Origin of the sequence: Desulfurobacterium sp. TC5-1 (genome assembly GCF_000421485.1) — a bacterium.
Taxonomy (GTDB): Bacteria; Aquificota; Aquificia; order Desulfurobacteriales; family Desulfurobacteriaceae; genus Desulfurobacterium_A.
Map to the genome: position 1 here is coordinate 141,634 of NZ_ATXC01000001.1, position 19,843 is coordinate 161,476.

Here is a 19,843-nt window from a genome sequence, read left to right on the forward strand (position 1 = left end):
AATGACTATTTCCTTCCGGTGTGTTAAATTTAATTTTAGAATTTTTCGGAGGATAGGTTAATGACGTTTAAACAGCTTCTTTATTCCATTTTTATTGCGGCTATTGTAATAGCTGTTTCTCTCTTTGCACTTTCAAACTTTCAGGACGTTAATGTTGTGATTCCTTTTGTCGGTGCCTACAAAACAAAGTTATTCATGCTGATAATTATTTCATATATAGCCGGATTTCTAACTGCAGCTTTCCTATCTCTTCTAACAAGGCTTTTTTCTATTTCTTTCAGGAGAGGGAAAAAGAGTGAGAATAGATCAGTTTCTGAAACTTTCAAGGATAATAAAGAGGAGAAATCAGGCGAAGATACTGTGTGATGAAGGTGTTGTAAGGGTGAACGGTAGCGTTGTTAAAGCTTCAAAAGATGTAAAAGAGGGGGATGTCGTAGAAATAGATACTGTTAATAGGTACTTAAAATTTAGAATTGATGCCGTTCCTGCCGGGAAAAACGTTTCCAAAAAGATGGCACGTGAATTAATAACAATAATTGAAGATAAGAAAAAATCTATATCAGATATTATTGACCTTATTTGAACCTTTCTCAGAGTGTTGTAAAATAAAGCGTCTTCTAAATACTTTTTGTTGTGGAGGTCTGTTAATGTTTCTTGAGAGAGTAGTTGATAATCTTGACAAGAAAGCAGATAGGGTGATTCTTATTGGCAAGAAAGACGGTAAGTATATCCCTTTAACATTTAAAGATCTTAAAAAGAGGATCTCTGTGATTCAGGATAACTTACCTGAATTAAATGAGGAGGATAGAGTTGTTATCTTTATGGAAAATTCGCCCTTATGGATTGCTTCGCTGTTTGCCATTATGTTTAAAGGAGGTATTGCTGTTCCTGCAGATTATCTACTTTCCGAGAAAGAGCTTTTCAATATATTCAGGGATTCTCAGCCCCGTTACATAATTACCTCTTCTGCCAATAAGGAAAAGGTAAGGGCGGCTGTCAGGAAGCTTGGTTATCACCCTTCGATTGTAATTGTTGATAATCTTTCCTTCGAGGAAGAAAAGCCTTTAACAGTTAAAATTCCAGACATTGAAGAAGTTGCCGTTATTCTTTACACATCAGGAACAACTGGAAATCCAAAGGGTGTGATGCTTACCTATAAAAATCTTAATCACAATATTGAAGGAATAGAAGATACTGGTGTTTTGAGAGATGATGACCGTTTTGCAGCAATTTTACCTTTTCATCATACATATCCGTTGCTTGTTACGGCACTGCTTCCTGTTGTTGAAGGTCTTCCGGTTGCTTTCATAGAGAAGTTGACACCTAACGATATTTTATCCACGATTAGAGACCAGAATGTAACTATAATGGTTGGTGTTCCGAAGTTATATCAGGTTATCTACCATAACATTATGGTTGAGATAGGTAAGCTTTCGGGACCCAAGAAAAAATTAGTTAATTCAGCTTTGAAATTATTCCGTAAAGTTGGTGTAAAGAAGCTTCAAAAAGCGGTATTTAAGGAAGTTCACAGAAAGATAGGTCCGTCTCTAAGGTTTATGATTTCAGGAGGTGCCAAGCTGAACGTTGAAGTTGCTAAAGGCCTGGAGGCTTTGGGCTTTAATGTTCTTGAAGGATACGGTCTTACGGAAACGTCTCCTCTTGTTTCTGTTAACAGGCCTGATAAGAAAAAAATAGGTTCTGCAGGTCCTCCGATTAAAGGTGTTGAGGTGAAAATAGTCAACGGTGAAATTGCCGTGAAGGGTGACAACGTTATGAAAGGTTACTATAACCGTCCTGAAGAGACGGAAGCGGTTATAAGAGATGGCTGGTTTTATACGGGGGATTTAGGCTTTATAGATGATGACGGTTTTATTCACATTACAGGTCGTGCGAAGGATGTAATTGTTCTTGATAACGGTAAAAATGTCTATCCTGAAGATATTGAGAATGAGGTTTTTAAAAGCAATTACATTCTTGAAGTTGGCGTTTTTGAGGACGGAGGTGTCATAAAGGCAATTATTCGTCCAGACTTTGAACTTTTGATAGAAGAGGGAATAGAAGACATTCATGAGTTTATAAAGCAGGAGATTAAAAAGACCACGAGACATCTTCAGTCTTATAAGAAGATAAAGGAATTTAAGATAACTGATAGGGAACTGCCGAGAACCAGAATAGGAAAGTTGAGGAGGTTTATGCTTCCTGACATGTATAAAGAGATTTAAGTGGTAGGACCGAGGGGTTTCGAACCCCTGACCTCCACCGCGTCAAGGTGGCGCTCTCCCGCTGAGCTACGGTCCTACATGACAATGCTAAAATATAGCCCCAATCTTTTCTGTTGCAAGTCTTTTTATCACTGTGCGTAACTGTGAAGTCCTGGCAGAATGAGATTTACACCGTAGTATGTGAATATAACGCACAGGAATCCGATGATTGTAAAGTAAGCAAGGGGTTTTCCGGAAAGACCTTTGATATATCTTGCATGCAGGTATGCTGAATACACAAGCCACGTAATCAATGACCATGTCTCTTTTGGATCCCAGGACCAGTAACCGCCCCAGGCATATTTAGCCCATACGGCACCCAATATGATACCAATTGTCAGGAATACGAATCCAACAGCTGCGGATTGATACATGATGTCTTCAAGCGTTTCAATTGAAGGAAGATATTTTGAATATTTGCTTTTGTTAAGCCATATGAGGAATAGCGTAAACAGTCCTGCTGCAACTACCGATATTGCCAAAAACATCAGTATGTTTGTTCTGTAGGCAGAATAGACAATGAAAAATACGGTGAAGACAGTTGTAAGAAATACAACAGCCCAGTCGGTTCTGTTTGCATCTTCCCTTTTTGCAAAATATGCGAATGCCACACCTGCACTAACTGCAAAACCGGCGTATCCGATAAAGGTTGTAACAACGTGGAAGAGCAACCAGTTGCTCTGGAGAGCAGGAACGAGCGGCTGGGCTTCTGGATTAAATCCTAAGATTTGTGTTGAAGCTTCCGAAATTACTGCTATGGGAAGAACAAACATCCCAAAGATTTTGTTCTTGTACTTCTTTTCAAAAATGAGGTAGATGATTACTATTGACCACCCAAAGAGCATCAGTGATTCGTACATGTTTGTGAAGGGTGCGTACTTGTAAAAGGCAAGCCAGTCACTTACCATGTTTAGCTTTGCTTTCTCCATGCCTCTTACCACAAATGCAGCACCTTGAACTCCAACACCTAAAATTGAAAGGTAGGTGGCAATCTTGCCGGCTGTTTCCGATTTTGAAAATGCATGGATTGTGTAGAAAACAGAAGCGGCAAGAAAAATCACCATTCCAATGTTAAAGAGCTGGACAGAATTAATCATGGTTTTCCTCCTTAGGGGCTAAAATATTGCAGTATGAAGACTTAAGAACCCCTAAGATTTTATCCATATCTTTTTCTAAAGACTCAAAACCTTTATTTGTTCTTCCCGCGATTACGATGTTTACTTTGCCTTCTTTTATCTGCTTTATCCTTGCCAGGATTCTTTTATGAGGAATAAAGAAGGCAACGAACAGGCCTATTACCATTATCGTGCTTCCCACCCATACAACCCAGGTTCCCGGGTCGTAGGATACCTGGAGTCCGGTGTAATAAGCCATGTCAGCACCACCTATCGCTACAAACTGTCCGGTTTGGGGAATTCTATACCACTGACCTGACACCATTTTCGCCTGGGCTATGGTTTCACCTTTTTTGGTAATCAGATTGACAAATATAAAACGTCCGTCCATCGCAACAGGTGATAGGTAGTATTCAGTTCCATCTTTCCCCTTTCCGATATAGAAAGGTTGCCCCAGCGCGTCTATAATAGGTTCTTCTTTAGCATTTTCTGTTTTTTTTCTAAAGAAATAGATTCTTCCTTTCCCGTAATTTGCCTGATAAAAATATATGCCTCTGTACGACAACGGTGTGTTGACCACAATTTTTTGTTTTTTTACTGTTTTACCTTTTTCTATTACTTCAAGGTCGCTTATGTAGGCTTTTGGCATTCCGGACGGATAAAAATCTATTGTGAATTTGTCACATTTGATGTCAAATGGAAGTTCTATAATTTTTCCGTTTCCAAATAGTGTTACAAGGTTGCTTTCAGAACCTTCGGCAAGATTCATATATCCTCTATATCCAAAAATAGCGGTTAATAGACCACCTATAAGAACTATTAAAATACCTGCATGAACAATATAAACGCCGAATCTTGCAAAAACGTGTTTATCTGCGAACACGTATCTTGTATTTTCTTCATCTGAAGGAACCTTTTCAGGTTTATATCCCATCTGTTTAAGGATTGCAGTCAACTTTTCTGCTACTTCGTCAGAGTTGCCGGCTGAGAGAGTTAATCTGTGAACGAGTTTGTAAGCGTTTTCAGCTCCTTCTTTTAATTTCTTTTTCGGGTGTTTAGCAATCTTCCATATTTTAGGGAGACGTTCTATGGAACAGACTGTAAGGTTAATTGCAAGTAGAACAAGGAGCAGGATATACCACCAGGAATGGTAAACGTCAGTAAACCCCAAAAATTTAAATATTTTGTAGGTTACCTCACCATATTCTCTTAAATATTTATCCGGGTTCTGTTGCTGTTCGACAATTGTTCCTATGATGGATGTTACGGCAAGGGAGAGCAGGATTATTATGGCAACCTTTACTGAACTGAAGAGTTTGTATAGCGATTTGAGCATTAAATCCTCCGCTGTCTGTATTCATCGCTAATGATTTTCAATTATCGGAAAACTGCCTAAGAGAATTTAACACTTTTTCGCCTTTCAAGTCAAATGCGTTTACCTTAATATCATCCATAAGGAGAGCTGTGAGGGGATCACTGATCCGTTTTTCTGTTGTGATGGCGGTAAGTATGCCGCTCCTCCTGTAGTCACTTTCAATGTTTAAAACTTTTGCCCCACCTATTGTTGCGGCTTTTAAAAGTTTTTTGATGTTGACTTTTCCTTCCGTTTTTATGTATGTTGTTTTTATCTCTGAAATCATCGATAGAGAGGTGTTGGAGCTGAGTCCATCCGTGCCCATTGCCAGTTTTTCGTAGTCTATCAAAAACTCAACGTCAGGAAAGCCCGTTTTGAGAAAAATGTTGCTTCTTGGACAGATTACAATGCCACACCCTTTTTCCATGAGTTTTTCTAACTCTTTTCTTGAGAGATTTGTACAGTGAACGGCAATAAGCAAAGGCGTGAGTACACCTATCTTTTCGAGGTACGTTATAATATTTTCTGCGTACACATTTTCAAACCGCTTTCTGCCTATTGTAGGGTATATGAGGGTTTCAAACAGGTTGGGTTCACCTCTTACAAATTTCTGTTCCTCTGCCGTTTCTCCTACGTGCATCTGGTAAAGAGTTCCATACTTTAAAGATTTTTTCACAGCTTTTTTCATTGTTTCTACGGAAGTTGAATATACTGCATGAATGGATAGTGGCGGTTCTGCATTTTCGTTGAAGAATTTTCCAAGGATTTCGTTAAAGACGATGCCGTTTTGAACGATGTTTCGTGAAACACCAAACGATGAAATGTCACCAAAAAAGCTCGTTCCCCATTTTTCTGAAAGTTCTATACCTCTATTTACACCATTTTTTATCTCTTCTTTGTCAAGTTTCTGTCTGTTTGATATTATCCATAAAAGCCAATCAAAGAAAGACTCTATCTTTGAAGGCTCAAAATCCATAAGAGAGAGTTCAAGATGTGTGTGCGCATTTACAAAAGATGGAATAATTATAGTATTTGCAAGTTTTAATTTTTCGTGAAACTCACCTTCTGGTTCATATCTTAAAAAATCAATTTTACCGTTGTGAAATACAAGCCATCCGTCCTTTATGATGTTCATGTCAAAATCAATTATGTAATCAGCACCAAGAGCTTTTCTCACGGTGAGAAACCTTTTATAATTTTTTCTGCTTCATCTTTTGTCTTAATAAGTCCTAAAGCCTGGAATTCAAGCAGTTTTTCCTTTATTTTACCTACAGCTTTTCCTTCGTTCAAGCCTTTTATTTCCATAATCTCTTTTCCTGAAAGGAGCGGTTTCAGGTTTTTTACCTTTAAGTAGAAATTTATTACTTTTTCATTTAAAAACCAGATGAATTCTTCTGAGATTTTTTCCATTTTTTCAGAAGTAGCTTTGAAATCGGCGATGCTGTGAACGGCAATTAGAGGTAGTAGATTACCTGCTTCTTTAATGAATCTGTACGTTGCTTTTTGGGTAAGTTTTCTTTCTTTAAAAAGTTGAAACAGAAAAAAAGGTCTTAGATGTAATTTTATAATTTTTTTCACTGCGGAAGCGGTTTTTTTCCCAAATCCAAGGTATAAAAGTCTCTTTTCGGCCAATTCTCCACCTACTTTGTCGTGGTTGTAAAATGTTAAATAGCAGTTTTTTTTCTTTACTGTGATGGGTTTGCCTATGTCATGTAAAAGGGCGGTTAAAATTAGCAGTTCTCTTCCGGATAAGCTGCCTGAAAAACGAGCGTTTTCTATTTCTTTAACAATTTTTGGGTTTAGCGTTTCTGGCTTGTTTAAAATGGTGCAGATGTATTCAACTGTTTTCATTGTATGGGTTATCAAAGAGTACTGATGTAAGCCTGATGGTGGGATTTTCTCTTCTTCTGCCAGTTCTGGAAAGAGGATATAAAGAACATTAAGTTTTCTCATGTCTATAAAGGCTTTGTATGCTTCTTTTATTTTAGTGATTTTTATAAGTTCTTCTCTCACTCTTTCAACAGGTTCTCTTTCCAATAATTTGCCGTATTTGTACGTACCTTTTATAAACCCTTCGGAGTATGAGAATCTGAATCTGTTTTTGATCCTTATCCCTCTCAGGATTCTGACAGGATCTTTCTGGAGAGAAGAAAAGGATACGGGTTTAAGTATTTTTGATGATATGTCTTTTAATCCGCCTGAGGGGTCAATGATTTTTTTATCTTTCAGACTGTAAGCGATGGCATTAATTGTAAAGTCTCTTGATAGGAGATCTTCTTCAAGGGTTTTCTGAATTTCCGTTATGTCAATTCTGGTGTTGTCAAGATAAAGAGTAAATACAGGTTTTTCCTTAGTATAAAGGAAGCCTTTTTGTCCGGTTGATTTTTGTATGCAGTCAACGGTTTTATTAAGTGGAGATGAAACAACGATATCTATGTCTTTTAGTTCCTTTTCACCTAAAAGGGAATCTCTTACTGCACCGCCGACAACGTATCCGTTCCTGATACAGGATAAGATTTCTTTAATCTTCTCTTCAACTCTATGGAGTTTTTCCATTTTCTCTCCACCTTTAGAGTAAGATGATATTATAAGCCTGAATCGTTATGGTAGAGAGGTTAAAGTTATGATTCTTGTGGAAGTTAACAATTTGAAGAAAGTTTACGAAACTGAAAGTGATAGAGTAGAGGCACTAAAGGGTGTCAACCTTAAGTTAAATAAGGGTGAATTTGCCCTGATAATGGGAGCTTCAGGTTCGGGGAAAAGTACGCTTCTTCATATACTTGGAACTCTCGATAGACCCACTTTAGGGACTGTACTTTATAGGGGTAAAGATCTATTTTCACTTGATGAGAGAGAGCTTGCACTTTTCAGGAATAGAAATTTGGGATTTGTATTTCAATTTCACTATTTGATAATGGAGTTTACCCTTATTGAGAATGTGATGGCTCCTCTTTTAATTGGTGGTGTAGATGTTGACGAGGCGAGGGAAAAGGCTGTTGAGATGTTGAAAATGGTCGGTTTGGGACATAGATTAACTCATAAACCGTTCGAGATATCTGGCGGTGAGCAACAGAGAACAGCAATTGCCCGTGCTCTTGTTAACTCTCCGGAACTTGTTCTTGCCGATGAACCTACTGGGAACCTTGATTCAAAAACTTCAGAATCTGTTCTTTCTCTTATGGCTGAACTTAACAGAGAAACTGGAACTACTTTTTTCATTGCCACCCATAATCATGAGCTGGAAAAATTTGCCGACAGAATATACTTTATAAAAGACGGTGTTATTAATATTTAAGAGAGGTGTATATGTTTGAGAAGTTTACAAAAAAAGCAAGACAAATTGTAATAAAAGCGAAGGAAGAGGCAGTCGTTTTAAGAACACCTTATCTTGGAACGGAACATTTACTCCTTGTTTTACTGAAGGAGGACGAAATTGTTAATCAGATAATCAGCAAGTATAACATTTCAAAGATTCGTATCCAGGAAATGGTAATTCATCAAATTCAACCTTCCCCGGAAGAGGTGGATGTTAATACCATTGCTTTTACTACAGAGGCAAGACGTGCTCTTGAACAGGCAGTTGAAGAGGCGAAAATACTTGGCCATGCTTATGTCGGACCGGAGCACATATTTATAGGTCTTGCAAAAGAAAGGCTTGGTCTTGCAGGTAGAATTTTAAGAAGTTACGGCCTTGATCATTATACGCTCCGTAGGGAGGTAACGGCCATACTTAAAGGTATTCTTGGCAGAGCAAAGACATCAAGAAAATCCAGCACACCTAATCTCGACAAGTACGGAAGAGATTTAACAAAACTTGCCGAGGAAGGAACTCTTGATCCTGTTATTGGTCGTGACAAGGAGATAGAGAGAGTAATTCACATTCTTGCGAGAAGACGTAAAAACAATCCTGTTTTGATAGGTGAACCAGGTGTTGGAAAAACGGCAATAGTTGAAGGATTGGCTATAAGAATAGCTGAAGGAGGTGTTCCGGAAAAGCTGAAGGATAAAAGAATCGTTTCTCTTGACATGGCTTCTCTTATTGCTGGAACCAAATACAGGGGACAGTTTGAAGAGCGCTTAAAGGCAGTTGTTAAGGAACTTGAAAACAATAAGGATGTAATTCTTTTCATCGATGAACTTCATACACTGGTTGGTGCTGGTGCTGCTGAAGGTTCTATGGATGCTTCAAACATTCTAAAGCCTTCCCTTTCAAGGGGCGAAATACAGGTTATAGGTGCTACTACTCTTGATGAATATAGAAAATACATAGAGAAAGACGGTGCACTGGAAAGAAGATTTCAGCCTGTTTTAGTTGAAGAGCCTTCAATGGAAGAGACGGTTGAGATTTTAAAAGGTTTGAAGCCGAAATTTGAAGAATTCCACAACGTGAAGATAACCGATGAGGCGATAGAAAGGGCTGTTAAGTTAGCAGTTCGTTACATAAATGATAGGAAACTTCCCGATAAGGCTATAGATATTATTGACGAAGCCGGTGCAAAAGCTCAGTTGAGAGTGGGAACAAAGCCTGCAGAAATAAAGAAAATAGAAGAGAGGTTGCAGGCGATAAAAGCCCTCAAAGAGGAAGCTCTTGCAATGGCTGAGTATGAGAAGGCTCACGAATACAAGCAGGAGGAGATGAAGTTAACTGCCGAGCTTGAAGAGTTAAATAAGAAATGGCTCGTTTCCCGTAAGAGTGAGAAGCCTGTAGTAGATGTTCTTGAAATAGAAGAGATTGTAGCACTCTGGACAGGTATCCCGGTTAATCAGATACATGAAGCTGAAAGGGAAAAACTACTAAGGCTTGAATCTGAGCTTCATAAAAGGGTGGTTGGTCAGGAAGAAGCTGTCAGTGCAGTTGCGCGAGCCATAAAACGTTCAAGACTCGGCATCAGGACTAACCTTAACAGGCCTATAGGTGCTTTCCTCTTCCTTGGACCGACAGGTGTTGGTAAGACAGAACTTGCTAAAACACTTGCAGAAGTTTTATTTGGTGATGAGAAAGCGATGGTTAGAATTGATATGTCTGAATATATGGAGAAGCACACTGTTTCAAGACTTATAGGTGCGCCTCCGGGATATGTTGGTTATGAAGAGGGTGGTCAGCTTACAGAGATTGTAAGGAGGAAGCCGTACAGCGTTATTCTCCTTGACGAGATAGAAAAAGCCCATCCAGACGTTCTTAACATACTGCTCCAGATAATGGAAGACGGTCGATTGACGGACGGTCTTGGTAGAACAGTTTCTTTCACAAATACGATACTTATAATGACTTCAAACCTTGGTGCAAAGCACCTTGTTTCCGCTCAAAAAGGTCTTGGCTTTGATACAGGCACAGAAGAAGATATGGAAAGAAAGGCTTTTGAGAGAATGAAATCTTTTGTTATGGATGAAGTGAAGAGATACTTTAAACCTGAGTTTATAAACAGGCTTGATGAGATAGTTGTTTTCCATCCTCTTACAAGGGAAGATGTTAAAGAGATTGTCAGGAAGCAGGTTGATAGGCTCAATGAAGAGTTGAAAGAGAGGAATCTAAAAGTTCATGTTACCAATAAGTTTGTAAATTACATCGTTGATAGGGAGTTCCGTAAAGAGTATGGGGCAAGAACCATAAGAAGAGCTATTCAATCTTTAATAGAGGACAGGTTAACAGACGAAATTCTTTCTGGAAGGTTCCTTGAAGGTGGTGAAGTGGTATTTGATGTAACACCTAAAGGAAAGATAAGTGTGAGAGAGAAGAAGAAGAAGAGAGCAACAGCACAGATAAGGTGATTTTATGAGGTTATTGAACTTCCTGCTGTTGATTTTTCTTTCTCTTGTTTTTGCCTCATGTGGCGGTTCTCCAGATTCTGCCGTTTATCCTTTTGCTGAAAGGTTTGGTGTTGGAATTCCACCGGGTGGAAATGATTTCTACGGTGTAAATGGAACCGTTGTTTGGGTGGAACTTGAGAATTACATACTAAACAAAACAGGAGAAATAGACTATTACCGCACAAATGTTAGGGATTACAATGAAACGGCTTTTGAACACTTGCAGAGGGAGATTTCGGATGTCAGGTATCTTGTTTATTGGGTTACGAAAGATTGGAATTCTGAATGGATAAACACCTCTCTCTTACAGGAAGCTATGGATGGAGGAAAAATTCCTGTTTTTATGTTCTGGTACTTCGGTGATTCTCTCGATGTTATGCCTACGCAATCGGACATCGATGCTTACTATGCAAAAGTTAATCAGTTGAAAGACTTTCTTTCAAAGCTAAGAGGGATAAAACTTGTGGCTGTTGAGCCAGAGTTTAACAAAGGGGTTGTTGAAACCCATCAGAGTGAATTTGCGGGAATTTTTGAGAAAGCTATAGATATATTAAAGTCCGTTCCTGATACCTACTGCGGTCTCATTCTCACTGACACTGGTAGCCGGAGCGGTGTTTATCCAAAGTGCGGTTACGCAACATGTTCCCTTGGTGATAAGTATGAGTGGAGCCGATTTGACGATTTAATTTATCAGTTAAAAGATAAGATTGATTTTATTGGATTTCAGGAGATGCTTTCTCAGTTTACGAGGGATCCTGAAAACCCTTCTGCTGTAAAGGTTTATAATTACGACACACTTGGTCTTAAAGATATAAGACGGAGAATAATAAACTTCGCCGATTTTCTCTATGGTAAGTGGCAGAAACCTGTAATGTTAGGTTATACAACAGTTGCTACAGGTACGTGGAACGATACCAACGGTAATGGAACCATAGATGATGGTGAGTATGATCCTCAGGGATGGAATTCAGTTGCAGAGGAAGTTTATCTGCAGATTTTCGGAAATAAAACGGAGCTTTTCAATCATCATATATTTATGGAAGGTTTGATGGCGGTTTTTGACAATCCCCATCACGATCTTAACGGTTATCAGTTTTTCCTTAACAACGAGTATCACATTGGAATAGTAATAAGCAATACTACAGACGGGAGTTTCGACTCTCACATAGACGGAGATATTTCGTTTAAGGTGGATCTGGATTCTATCTTCCATTAGAAGCTAACGTTAAGTAGAAGATTTGTGAAGAGGCTGGTTTAATTTCTTTAAGTGTAATGTCCGTGTATGTCTGGTAGTTCTTTACCTCTGGAGAGGGCTGACCGACTATCTCTGACACTGCTTTTACCACGGATATACCCTTTTTGTTCCAGAAAATTCTAACCTTCATTTTTTTTACCGTTTCTGGATTCCTGTTTACGATTTTAAGGGAAGCTGCTTTTCCGTTAGATGATATAGTCAGTTTGGTATTTAATCCGTAAAAAAGTCTAACTTTTTCCGCTATCTTTTTGCAGGTTGTAAAGGTTGTATTTTTAGATTTCTCTATGAATGATGATAAAAGGGATTGTTCTTTAAGTCCAATTTCTGTGTGAAGGGAGAGTATATACACGCTATTTAGGGTATGGATAAAGGATTCTTCTTTCAGGAATTCCTCTGCTGATAGCTTGTTAGATTTTATCGTGAAGTAAAAATCGTCATTTCCATTTCTTGGTATAACTACAATACCATTTTTCATATGTGGATAGATTGACGTCTTTTCTGCGGAGGACAGGAGATATCTGTAATCGGTCTTTTTCAGGAGTTCTGTCAGATGTTCCGGAATACTTTCTTCCGGTGGTCGAAAACCTGTTACCTTTTTTCCTGATAATTTTTCCAAAATTTCTTTTGATTTTTTTAATCCTGTTTCTATATCTGCAATTTTTAGCTTTGTTAATGGTATGTGTTCCGTGAAGTGGGAGCCAATTTCAATATTTTTTGATTTTAGCAAATTGGATGAAACTCTGTTTGCTAAAGATGACAGAATAAAAGCTGTCCCTTTTATTCTGAATTTTCTCAGCGTATTTTCGAAATGTTTAAGATTTTCTATTTCATATTCGGCATCAGTTTCTATTACTGTAGGATTTTCTATGTCTATAAACGGGAATGGGACGGCTATACTTTTTTCTGATAGAAAGTTATAGATGTTTTTTAGAAGAGTCATAAAGTATTTATCCTGTCCTTTTATATCTTTCAGGCTATAGTACGGGAATGTTGTGTAGACAAAGCTGCCGTTTCCGTAAAATCCGTAAAACATCAGCGGGGTTGTTCCAATCGTTTTGTGCGGTAGCATACTCCATGAACATGGAAGTAGACTTGAACGGGCTTGAGCGCTTGAAAATAAGGGCATTGGATCGTATAGAACTATTTCGGCCCGTTTTCCATGGAGAGAAAAGGTTATAGGGTTAAGGATTTTAGGAGCCACAAAAATTTTTTCTCCCGGAGAAAAGATGTTTTTAAATTTTGCATCGCTAAATTCCTCAATTATCGGTTTAACTTTGTTGAAATTTTCGTCATAGAACCCGGAAAACCATGTTATTAAAATGTGTCCGCCATTTTTAAGGTATTCCTTTAGTGCCTTTCTATGTTCCTTGCTTATGGAGGGGGAATCTATAACAAAAACGATGGGATAGTTTTTTAGATCTTCTATCTTAATAATGTCGGATTTGATGTTTAGCTTCAGTAGGTCTTCTTTTACTTCAGAGAGTCTGTTTTTGTACTTTGTTTTTGATGATACTTTTGAATACCAGTTTTGACTTTCGTTCAGAAATAGAATTCCTACTTTACGGTTTTGTCTATGGCCTATAGGTATGCTTCCCCTTACTCCAAGGAGATTATATACAACTACGGTGCTGCTTATGGAAAACATGAATACTACAAGTAGAGCGGATGGGAGGTAAAAGATGCTAAAGATCCTTTCTTTTAAAGAAGATGTATTTTTTTCCCGATTCAAGAAGAACCTCCTCGTAGGTTATGCTCTCTTTACCGCTCTTTGCTCCCCTTGCTTTAAATGCGAAGTAGGAAAGGACACCCAGGATGAGGGTTAGAATTATGAGAAACAGTATGACCAGGGCGGTAAAGGCAACAATGTCCATTATATCTTCCCCTTCCTTTCAAGTTTTCCCCAGCTCATTTCAAGGTTGAACCATTCTTCTATCGTTGCAAAAACCTTTACGATGTTTAAAAACGTAATGTAGAAAATTCTGTATGCCGGTACGTACAACATGTATCTAAGGCTTTCTCCTGTAAATATAAGACAGAAAAGTGCGGCGGCACCGTCTATGATTGTAAGCAGAACCCACCAGTTCACAATGGTCCACGAGAGGCCGTAAGTGGCTGCTATAAATATCAGAAATATGTTGGCGAATATGTCCATGAAAGGCCACCAGATGCCTTCCAGCTGCATATACCAGAGTGTAAAGGATGCAATTGGATTTTCTTTAAAGTTCCACAACAAGTGTGAATGCTTTCTGATTGACTGTAATATTCCCCTTGTCCATCTGTATCTCTGTTTTATCAAAGGTATAACTTCTTCAGGTGCTTCTGTCCACGCCATTGCGTCTGGCTCGTAGTCTATCTTGAATCCTGCCGTTATCAGCTTTAACGTTAAGTCACAGTCTTCTGCAAAGGTATCACTGTCGTAATATCCTACTTTTTTTAAGGCATCCTTTTTGAACATTCCTATAGGTCCGGGAATTATGTTTACGGCTCTCATAAAACCCTGGCCACTCCTTGACATGTTAAGCCCTTCTATGTACTCTAACTGTTGAAGTTTGGTAAGTATTTTATCGGCGTTTGACACTTTTACAGCACCGGCAACGGCAGCAACATGGGGATCTTTAAAATGTCTTACCATTTTCTTTAGAACATCTCTTTCCAGTTTTGAGTCTGCATCAACACACATTACAATGTTGTAGGTGGCTCTTTCTATTCCATAGTTGAGAGCTCTTGCCTTTCCGCCGTTTTTCTTTTTGAAGACTCTTACAGTTACATTGCCGTAGTTTTTTGCCATGCTGCTTGCTATATGGTAGGTTTTGTCTTTCGAGCCGTCGTCAATGACGATTACTTCGTACTTTGGATAGTCTAACTTTATAAGGGATAATAGAGACTGTCTTATCGTTACTTCTTCGTTGTACGCAGGGACTATTATTGAGATGCCCGGATAAAAGTCTTTTCCTTCCAGAGCCGTTTTTGCCGTAGAATATCCGTTCAGGAAGGAAAGCCACAGGAATCCGAGGTACCTCATAACGATGAGCGTTAGAAAAGAAATCAGAATAATACTTCCTATTTTCATTACGACGCTTGTGAATTGATAAAAAAGGTGTTCAGTTATCAAAAAATTGATGGCAAGAATAGATGCAAAAAACAGGAGCGTGCCAGCAGCAACAGCGATCTTTTTAAAATCCATTAACCATCACCTCGCAGGTTAAATACCAGTATCTGCTTTCGGATAGGGTAGTAACTCTTAAGTTGCTGAATGTTAGTTTAGCATTCCACCGTTTCTGTCTGGCTTTTAAGGTTATCTCGCCAAGCATAAGTTTTTCTTTAAATGAATACCCGACATCAACTTCCGGTTCTATTTTCAATCCTCCGTATAAAATAGTCTTTTTTAGTCCTATCAGGGTACTGTCAAAAAAGTGTGGTGAGTAGTATTCCTCTGTTTCCTTTGAATCTGCCATATACCAGCCTTTGAGAACTGGTGAGATGCTATTCTTACTGTCGGCTAACAGGAATTGAAAAATTGTGGAGATGTTACCGTCGTTTATGTATCCTGTCTTGATTTCACCCCACAGTTCTTTATTACTTGCCTTTCTATACAGGGTTCCTTTTACAAAGGTTCCAATTCTGTTTTTTTCTGCTGCTGTCGTTGATAGTCTCTCTTTTGCTATCGATTCTTGAAGCAGGGAAACGGTTAGACCATTTTCTTTATTGAAATAGGTTATGAATGGATAGATGTTTTTATAGTAGTTTGAGATATCAATTGTTAATCCGTACCAAAATGTGGAGTTGATTATTTTACCTGAGACTTCAAATCCGGTAAATGTGCCGTTGTTTTTTAGATAGTATCCTTCTATTCTGCCTGAGAGGTTATCTTTCGCCAATCTGTATCCTGCCGTGAAAAAACTTACACTGTTTGAGTCAAACAAACTGTTTCCGTAGAACTGGCCTTTTATCTTTTCTGATTCCTGCTTTTCCTGTTGGCCAATCTTTCCAGTGGGAACTTCGGGTATATTTAGAGTAAGGTTGTCTAATAATGATAGTTTTAAGCTAAATCTATCTATCAACTTTTCATCTAACTCAATTTTTTGTTGTTCTATTTTAGGATTATTTTTTTCTGAGATTTTGTGAGTTGCATTTTCTCTGGTCTTGGACTTCTGATTCTCTATTGTCTTTAACAACCTCTTTGCTTCTCCTATAATTTTGTCCAGATCGTATTTTTTCTGGGCTTTCTGCCATGTCTCTTTTACGATAAGGAACTTTTTCGGTGCAATTTCTTCTAATACAAGTGTCTTTAGTCCTTCGTCTGAATGGGTTGGAGATGAATACTGCTGCCAGAATTGAATTTTATATTTATTATCTGCCTTTGATTTAAGTTCAATGTTACTGATATTAACTTTTATGTAGCTATTTTCTCTGAAGAGGTTTTTCTTCTTCCATATCCAGTACGGTGTTTTTACACTCTTTGCGTAGAAAGAGACATATTTTTCAAAGTTCTTCTCTTCCCAGGCTTTCTTCCATTGATTAAGAAATGCGAGTATAGTTTCAGGTGGTTGTAGAGCTACAATTCTTTTAAGTATTTTTTTCGCTTCTTCCTTTTTCCCACTATTTGCCAGACAGCGGCCGTAATGGAAAAGTACCTCTATGTCATTTCTGTACCAGCTAAGGAGAAACCACTCTGCAGCAGCTTCTTCGTAGTTTCCGAGAATTTCTAAAGTTTTCGCGAGACCGTATATGGCTTTTGGGTCTTCCGGATAGAAGGTTAAATATTTCTCGTAGGCTTTTGCCGCTTCCTTAATAAAGCCACCGTTTTCGAGTCTTTCTGCTAACTCTTTCCATTTTTCTATCTCTGTGTTTTTGCCAGTGGTTTCTACTGATTGTTGTTCCATTTTAAATCTTGGTGTTTCTGATAATATTTTTGCTTTCAGGTTAATCGCTTTTCTATTGTTGGGATCCGTTTTAATGATCTCTTCTAATACCTGGAGTGCAGCTTTTGGGAATCCTGCCCAGTAGTAGTTTTTAGCGAGAATAAGTTTTGCCTTACTCGTGTTAATCTTATTCGCATAGAATTCGAGGTATGAAAAGCCTTTCTGGTAATTCCCAAGTTTTATATAGATTTCGCCTATATCTCTAAAAACATTGATGTCTTCAGGGTTTAATTCTGAATATTTTAAGTAGTATTTAAGTGCCTTTTTGTACTTTCCTATTTTAAGGTATATATCGCCTATCCGCCTGTAGTAGTACGGTTTAGGTTCTTTCTTTATTAGATTCAGGTATTTTTTAAGAACAGGTTTGAAATTTCCTGTAAGTAGCATTATTTCTTCTTTTATCTCTTCATCATCAGGATTTTCCCTTTGTGCCATTTTGAAGTATTGGAGGGCTTTGTCTTCTGCGTTTTGCCATAGGTACAGATATCCAAAGAGTTTGTGTACTTCTGCTTTTTCCTGTTCTGTTAATTCTGGCATTTTCTCTATATTTTTAAGGAGCTTTCTTGCCTTATCAAATTCAGAATTCCATTCAAGAAGCCGAATTTTCATTAATAGGTAGGATAGTTTTTTGGTTTTTTTGAATAGGCGGTCGTACAATTCTTCTGCTTCGTCAAGTTTTCCTGACCATGAGAGATATTTGGCAAGTGTTACAAGTGCCTCTTCACTGTTGGGATGCTTTTGGAGATAACTTTTAAGTAGTTTTATTGCTTCTTCTTTTTTGCCGGACGTGTAGAGAAGGTAGGTAAGTTGTAGGCAGTTTTTCCATGTTGGATTTTTGGAGTACGCATTCATAAGTTGTTTAATGAGTTTTTCTCTTTTTTCTTCTATCTTTTTAAAAAGTTCTTTCCATGTGTTTCCTGGAAATTTTCTTTTCGCAACAAGAAGAAGTTGTTCTGCTTTTTCAAGTTCACCGTAATTAAGGAGTGTTTCAAATGCAAGTTTATAGCTCTGTCCATCGGGGTAATACTTTAGTAAGAGATTCATATATTTCTTTGAGCAATCGTAATTTCCCGCCCAATTACATATTTTCAGTTTTAGTTCTATATAGTTTCTATCTTTTTTGTTTTTGTATTCCTCTAAGATGTCTTCGGCTTCTTTTAGATGATTACTCCATGCAAGGGCCATGGCAAGTTTTATGATGTTGCTCTGTTTTAATTTTAAATTAAGTTCTTTGTGAACTTTATAGAGCAATAGTGCATCTTTGTACGACTGTTTTTCCCAGAGTTTTTCAGTGGCCTCGTTTATTTCTGGTTTGATATTTATTTTCCTACACATATCAGTGAATTCTTTAAGAAGTTTTAACCGTTCTTTTATTCCTGTTTCTTTAACAAGGGAAGGATTCCGTTTTTCTGCTAATATTATGAGGCGTGTCGCGTTTGTTATATCCATTTTCATTATGCTTTTATTTGCTCTGAGCAAGATAAGTTTGGTGTCATTTTGAAGCTTACCTGTTGCGTTTGGAGTTCCAGCTTTTGCCTGTGTACAGAGAAGCAGAACTATTGTTATAAGGATGTTTTTAAGCATCCTTTTCCCTCCAGAAAAGGTCAACAGCGTCAGTACTTTCGATAAGTTCGATTTCATTTGCGTATGTTTTGAATCTATTAAAAAGTATTTCTGCCTGCACTTTCCACATATCGTAGGCTATAACATGAATTTTTCCTTCTTTTACAAATACTTTATCTGTGTCTCTTAAAAATTCGGCCAATTTTTTTGAGTCAACTCTTTCATTTGTTTTAAATACAAAGTAACTAAAGAAAAGTCTATGGTTAAGAAGCGTGTTTACGGTTTCTTTAATTTCCTTTAGAGATGAGCAGGCTATTTTATTGTTCTTAAAGACTTCACCGTAGTGGTTTGCTACATATCTTGAAAGTAATCCCTCTATGGTTCCTGTGTATTCTTCAGTTGAAAAAGGAACAGAAAAGGTCAGGCACCCCAATTTGGATGCCTGACTTCTTTCCATATTTTTCAAAAATACCGGCGATATGTATATAATCGGAAATTTAAGATTTTTGTTTTCTTTAAGCTTGCATATAGAAAAATCGTTCTGTTTACTGAACGGATAGTATATTGTTATGTCGTATTCTGAGGATATTTTCAAAAGTGCCTCTTCAGGTGTCTTGGCGGTTTCAAGTTTACAGTTTTTTGAAAGGATATACCGATGTAATTTAATAATGTATTCATCAGAGCTAATAAGAAGGATATTTGCCGGTTTATCTTTTGTATTTGAGAATGTTTCTATGAGCGTTATGCCTTTTTTTTCTTTGTCTATGGAAGCCCTGTAGATTGTAAGCTCAAAAGAACGAGTCTGTTTTTTGTGTATTTTGAAGCTTCCTTCTTTTTCCTCCTCAACTATTAACGATAAGTCAAAGAGTTCTATTAAGAATGGAGCTTCAGGCCTACTCTCTATGTTTTTTGTGGAGCGTCTAAAGGAAACGACCAGTTTGGAATTGATGGATAGCCTATCTGTTAAAAATTTAACAAAGTCAGAGATGTATAGTTCTTCACCTGGTGAAAATAGAGTATCAAGCCTTACAAAATAGATGATATCTGGTCTTGTTTCGTTGACAATCTTCTCAAGTTCTATCTTTAAAAAGTCAATGCCATACATACTTTTGAGTTTTGTAAAATCTTCTACTGTAAAGAACAGGGTTAAGTTTCCAAGCTTTTCTTTATCTATTCCAAGGGTTTCTGATAAATTTTCAACGGTGGGTATTACAATTTCTTCAGGGAAGTTGAGAAATACAGTAATCTTCTTTCCTTCCTTGATACATGAAAGAATAAACAGAAAGTTTGCCACTATAGAGCCGGGAGCTTTGTCCTCTATTATTACTCTTTTTGCGTCTTCAAATATTTTGCACAGCATGTATTACTCCCGGTTTTAAAAATTTGTTAATGCTGATTAATAAGTTTATCATAATTTATGAAGGATTTTTAAAGCTTAGGATTTGAATGACAGCCATCTTTCTAAAGAATATCTGCTTATAATGTTAAAGGAAGGTAATTTGCCCGGTAAGGGTGTTATTATTAATGGTGCTATTTGAAGAAAAATTGTTGACAAACATTGAAAT

Annotated in this window: 15 protein-coding genes and 1 tRNA gene; 6 read left to right on the top strand and 10 right to left on the bottom strand. The window is 37.6% G+C overall.

The features are described 5' to 3' along the window. Nucleotides 1-60 precede the first annotated feature (60 nt). The 3 genes from H153_RS0100745 (at nt 61) to H153_RS0100755 (ending at nt 2,222) form a co-directional block, all read left to right on the top strand. Nucleotides 61-366 carry a lipopolysaccharide assembly protein LapA domain-containing protein gene (locus tag H153_RS0100745; RefSeq protein WP_022846219.1) on the top strand — a complete coding sequence of 102 codons (306 nt, stop codon included), beginning with the start codon at nt 61-63 and terminating at the stop codon, nt 364-366. Beyond that, nucleotides 296-583 carry a S4 domain-containing protein gene (locus H153_RS0100750; protein ID WP_022846220.1) on the top strand — a complete coding sequence of 96 codons (288 nt, stop codon included), beginning with the start codon at nt 296-298 and terminating at the stop codon, nt 581-583. The genes H153_RS0100745 and H153_RS0100750 overlap by 71 nt, the downstream gene beginning before the upstream one ends. A gap of 64 nt (nt 584-647) precedes the next feature. Continuing rightward, nucleotides 648-2,222, top strand: a complete 1,575-nt coding sequence (locus H153_RS0100755; RefSeq protein WP_022846221.1) for an AMP-binding protein — start codon at nt 648-650, stop codon at nt 2,220-2,222. 1 nt (nt 2,223) lies between these two features. On the opposite strand, the gene H153_RS0100760 is transcribed toward H153_RS0100755, so the two are convergent. The 5 genes from H153_RS0100760 to H153_RS0100780 all read right to left on the bottom strand — a co-directional run bounded on the left by H153_RS0100760 (nt 2,224) and on the right by H153_RS0100780 (nt 7,286). After that, nucleotides 2,224-2,298: transfer RNA gene (locus H153_RS0100760), tRNA-Val, on the bottom strand. Nucleotides 2,299-2,350: 52 nt separating this feature from the next. Then, nucleotides 2,351-3,358: a c-type cytochrome biogenesis protein CcsB gene (ccsB, locus tag H153_RS0100765; RefSeq protein ID WP_022846222.1), complete on the bottom strand. Its 1,008-nt coding sequence runs from the start codon at nt 3,356-3,358 to the stop codon at nt 2,351-2,353. Next, nucleotides 3,351-4,712, bottom strand: coding sequence for a cytochrome c biogenesis protein ResB (locus H153_RS0100770; RefSeq protein ID WP_022846223.1), 1,362 nt, complete (start codon nt 4,710-4,712; stop codon nt 3,351-3,353). Before H153_RS0100770 ends, ccsB begins: the two co-directional genes overlap by 8 nt. A gap of 37 nt (nt 4,713-4,749) precedes the next feature. Then, a complete protein-coding gene (locus tag H153_RS08880; protein ID WP_022846224.1) occupies nt 4,750-5,907 on the bottom strand; it encodes an amidohydrolase family protein in 1,158 nt (385 codons plus the stop codon). Beyond that, nucleotides 5,904-7,286, bottom strand: a complete 1,383-nt coding sequence (locus H153_RS0100780; RefSeq protein ID WP_022846225.1) for an HD domain-containing protein — start codon at nt 7,284-7,286, stop codon at nt 5,904-5,906. The genes H153_RS08880 and H153_RS0100780 overlap by 4 nt, the downstream gene beginning before the upstream one ends. Nucleotides 7,287-7,353: 67 nt before the next feature. On the opposite strand from H153_RS0100780, the gene H153_RS0100785 reads away from it, so the two are divergent. The 3 genes from H153_RS0100785 to H153_RS0100795 are packed head-to-tail and all read left to right on the top strand — an operon-like array spanning nt 7,354 to nt 11,754. After that, on the top strand, nt 7,354-8,025 hold the full coding sequence (locus H153_RS0100785) for an ABC transporter ATP-binding protein (RefSeq protein WP_022846226.1): 672 nt from the start codon (nt 7,354-7,356) through the stop codon (nt 8,023-8,025). Nucleotides 8,026-8,036: 11 nt separating this feature from the next. Then, on the top strand, nt 8,037-10,499 hold the full coding sequence (locus H153_RS0100790; protein WP_022846227.1) for an ATP-dependent Clp protease ATP-binding subunit: 2,463 nt from the start codon (nt 8,037-8,039) through the stop codon (nt 10,497-10,499). Between the two features lie 4 nt (nt 10,500-10,503). Continuing rightward, entirely contained in the window at nt 10,504-11,754 is a 1,251-nt protein-coding gene (locus H153_RS0100795) for a hypothetical protein (protein WP_022846228.1), read from the top strand. Here H153_RS0100795 and H153_RS0100800 read toward each other — a convergent pair. Genes H153_RS0100800 through H153_RS0100820 form a run of 5 tightly spaced genes read right to left on the bottom strand, consistent with a single transcriptional unit; the run spans nt 11,741 to nt 19,638 of the window. After that, complete coding sequence (locus H153_RS0100800) at nt 11,741-13,522, bottom strand: polysaccharide deacetylase family protein (RefSeq protein WP_022846229.1); 1,782 nt, start codon at nt 13,520-13,522, stop codon at nt 11,741-11,743. The genes H153_RS0100795 and H153_RS0100800 overlap by 14 nt on opposite strands. Continuing rightward, nucleotides 13,476-13,664, bottom strand: coding sequence for a hypothetical protein (locus tag H153_RS0100805; RefSeq protein ID WP_022846230.1), 189 nt, complete (start codon nt 13,662-13,664; stop codon nt 13,476-13,478). Before H153_RS0100805 ends, H153_RS0100800 begins: the two co-directional genes overlap by 47 nt. Continuing rightward, nucleotides 13,664-14,977, bottom strand: coding sequence for a glycosyltransferase (locus H153_RS0100810; RefSeq protein WP_022846231.1), 1,314 nt, complete (start codon nt 14,975-14,977; stop codon nt 13,664-13,666). The genes H153_RS0100805 and H153_RS0100810 overlap by 1 nt, the downstream gene beginning before the upstream one ends. Next, nucleotides 14,967-18,299, bottom strand: a complete 3,333-nt coding sequence (locus H153_RS0100815; protein ID WP_022846232.1) for a tetratricopeptide repeat protein — start codon at nt 18,297-18,299, stop codon at nt 14,967-14,969. The genes H153_RS0100810 and H153_RS0100815 overlap by 11 nt, the downstream gene beginning before the upstream one ends. Further along, entirely contained in the window at nt 18,292-19,638 is a 1,347-nt protein-coding gene (locus H153_RS0100820) for a hypothetical protein (protein ID WP_022846233.1), read from the bottom strand. The genes H153_RS0100815 and H153_RS0100820 overlap by 8 nt, the downstream gene beginning before the upstream one ends. Between the last annotated feature and the right edge of the window lie 205 nt (nt 19,639-19,843).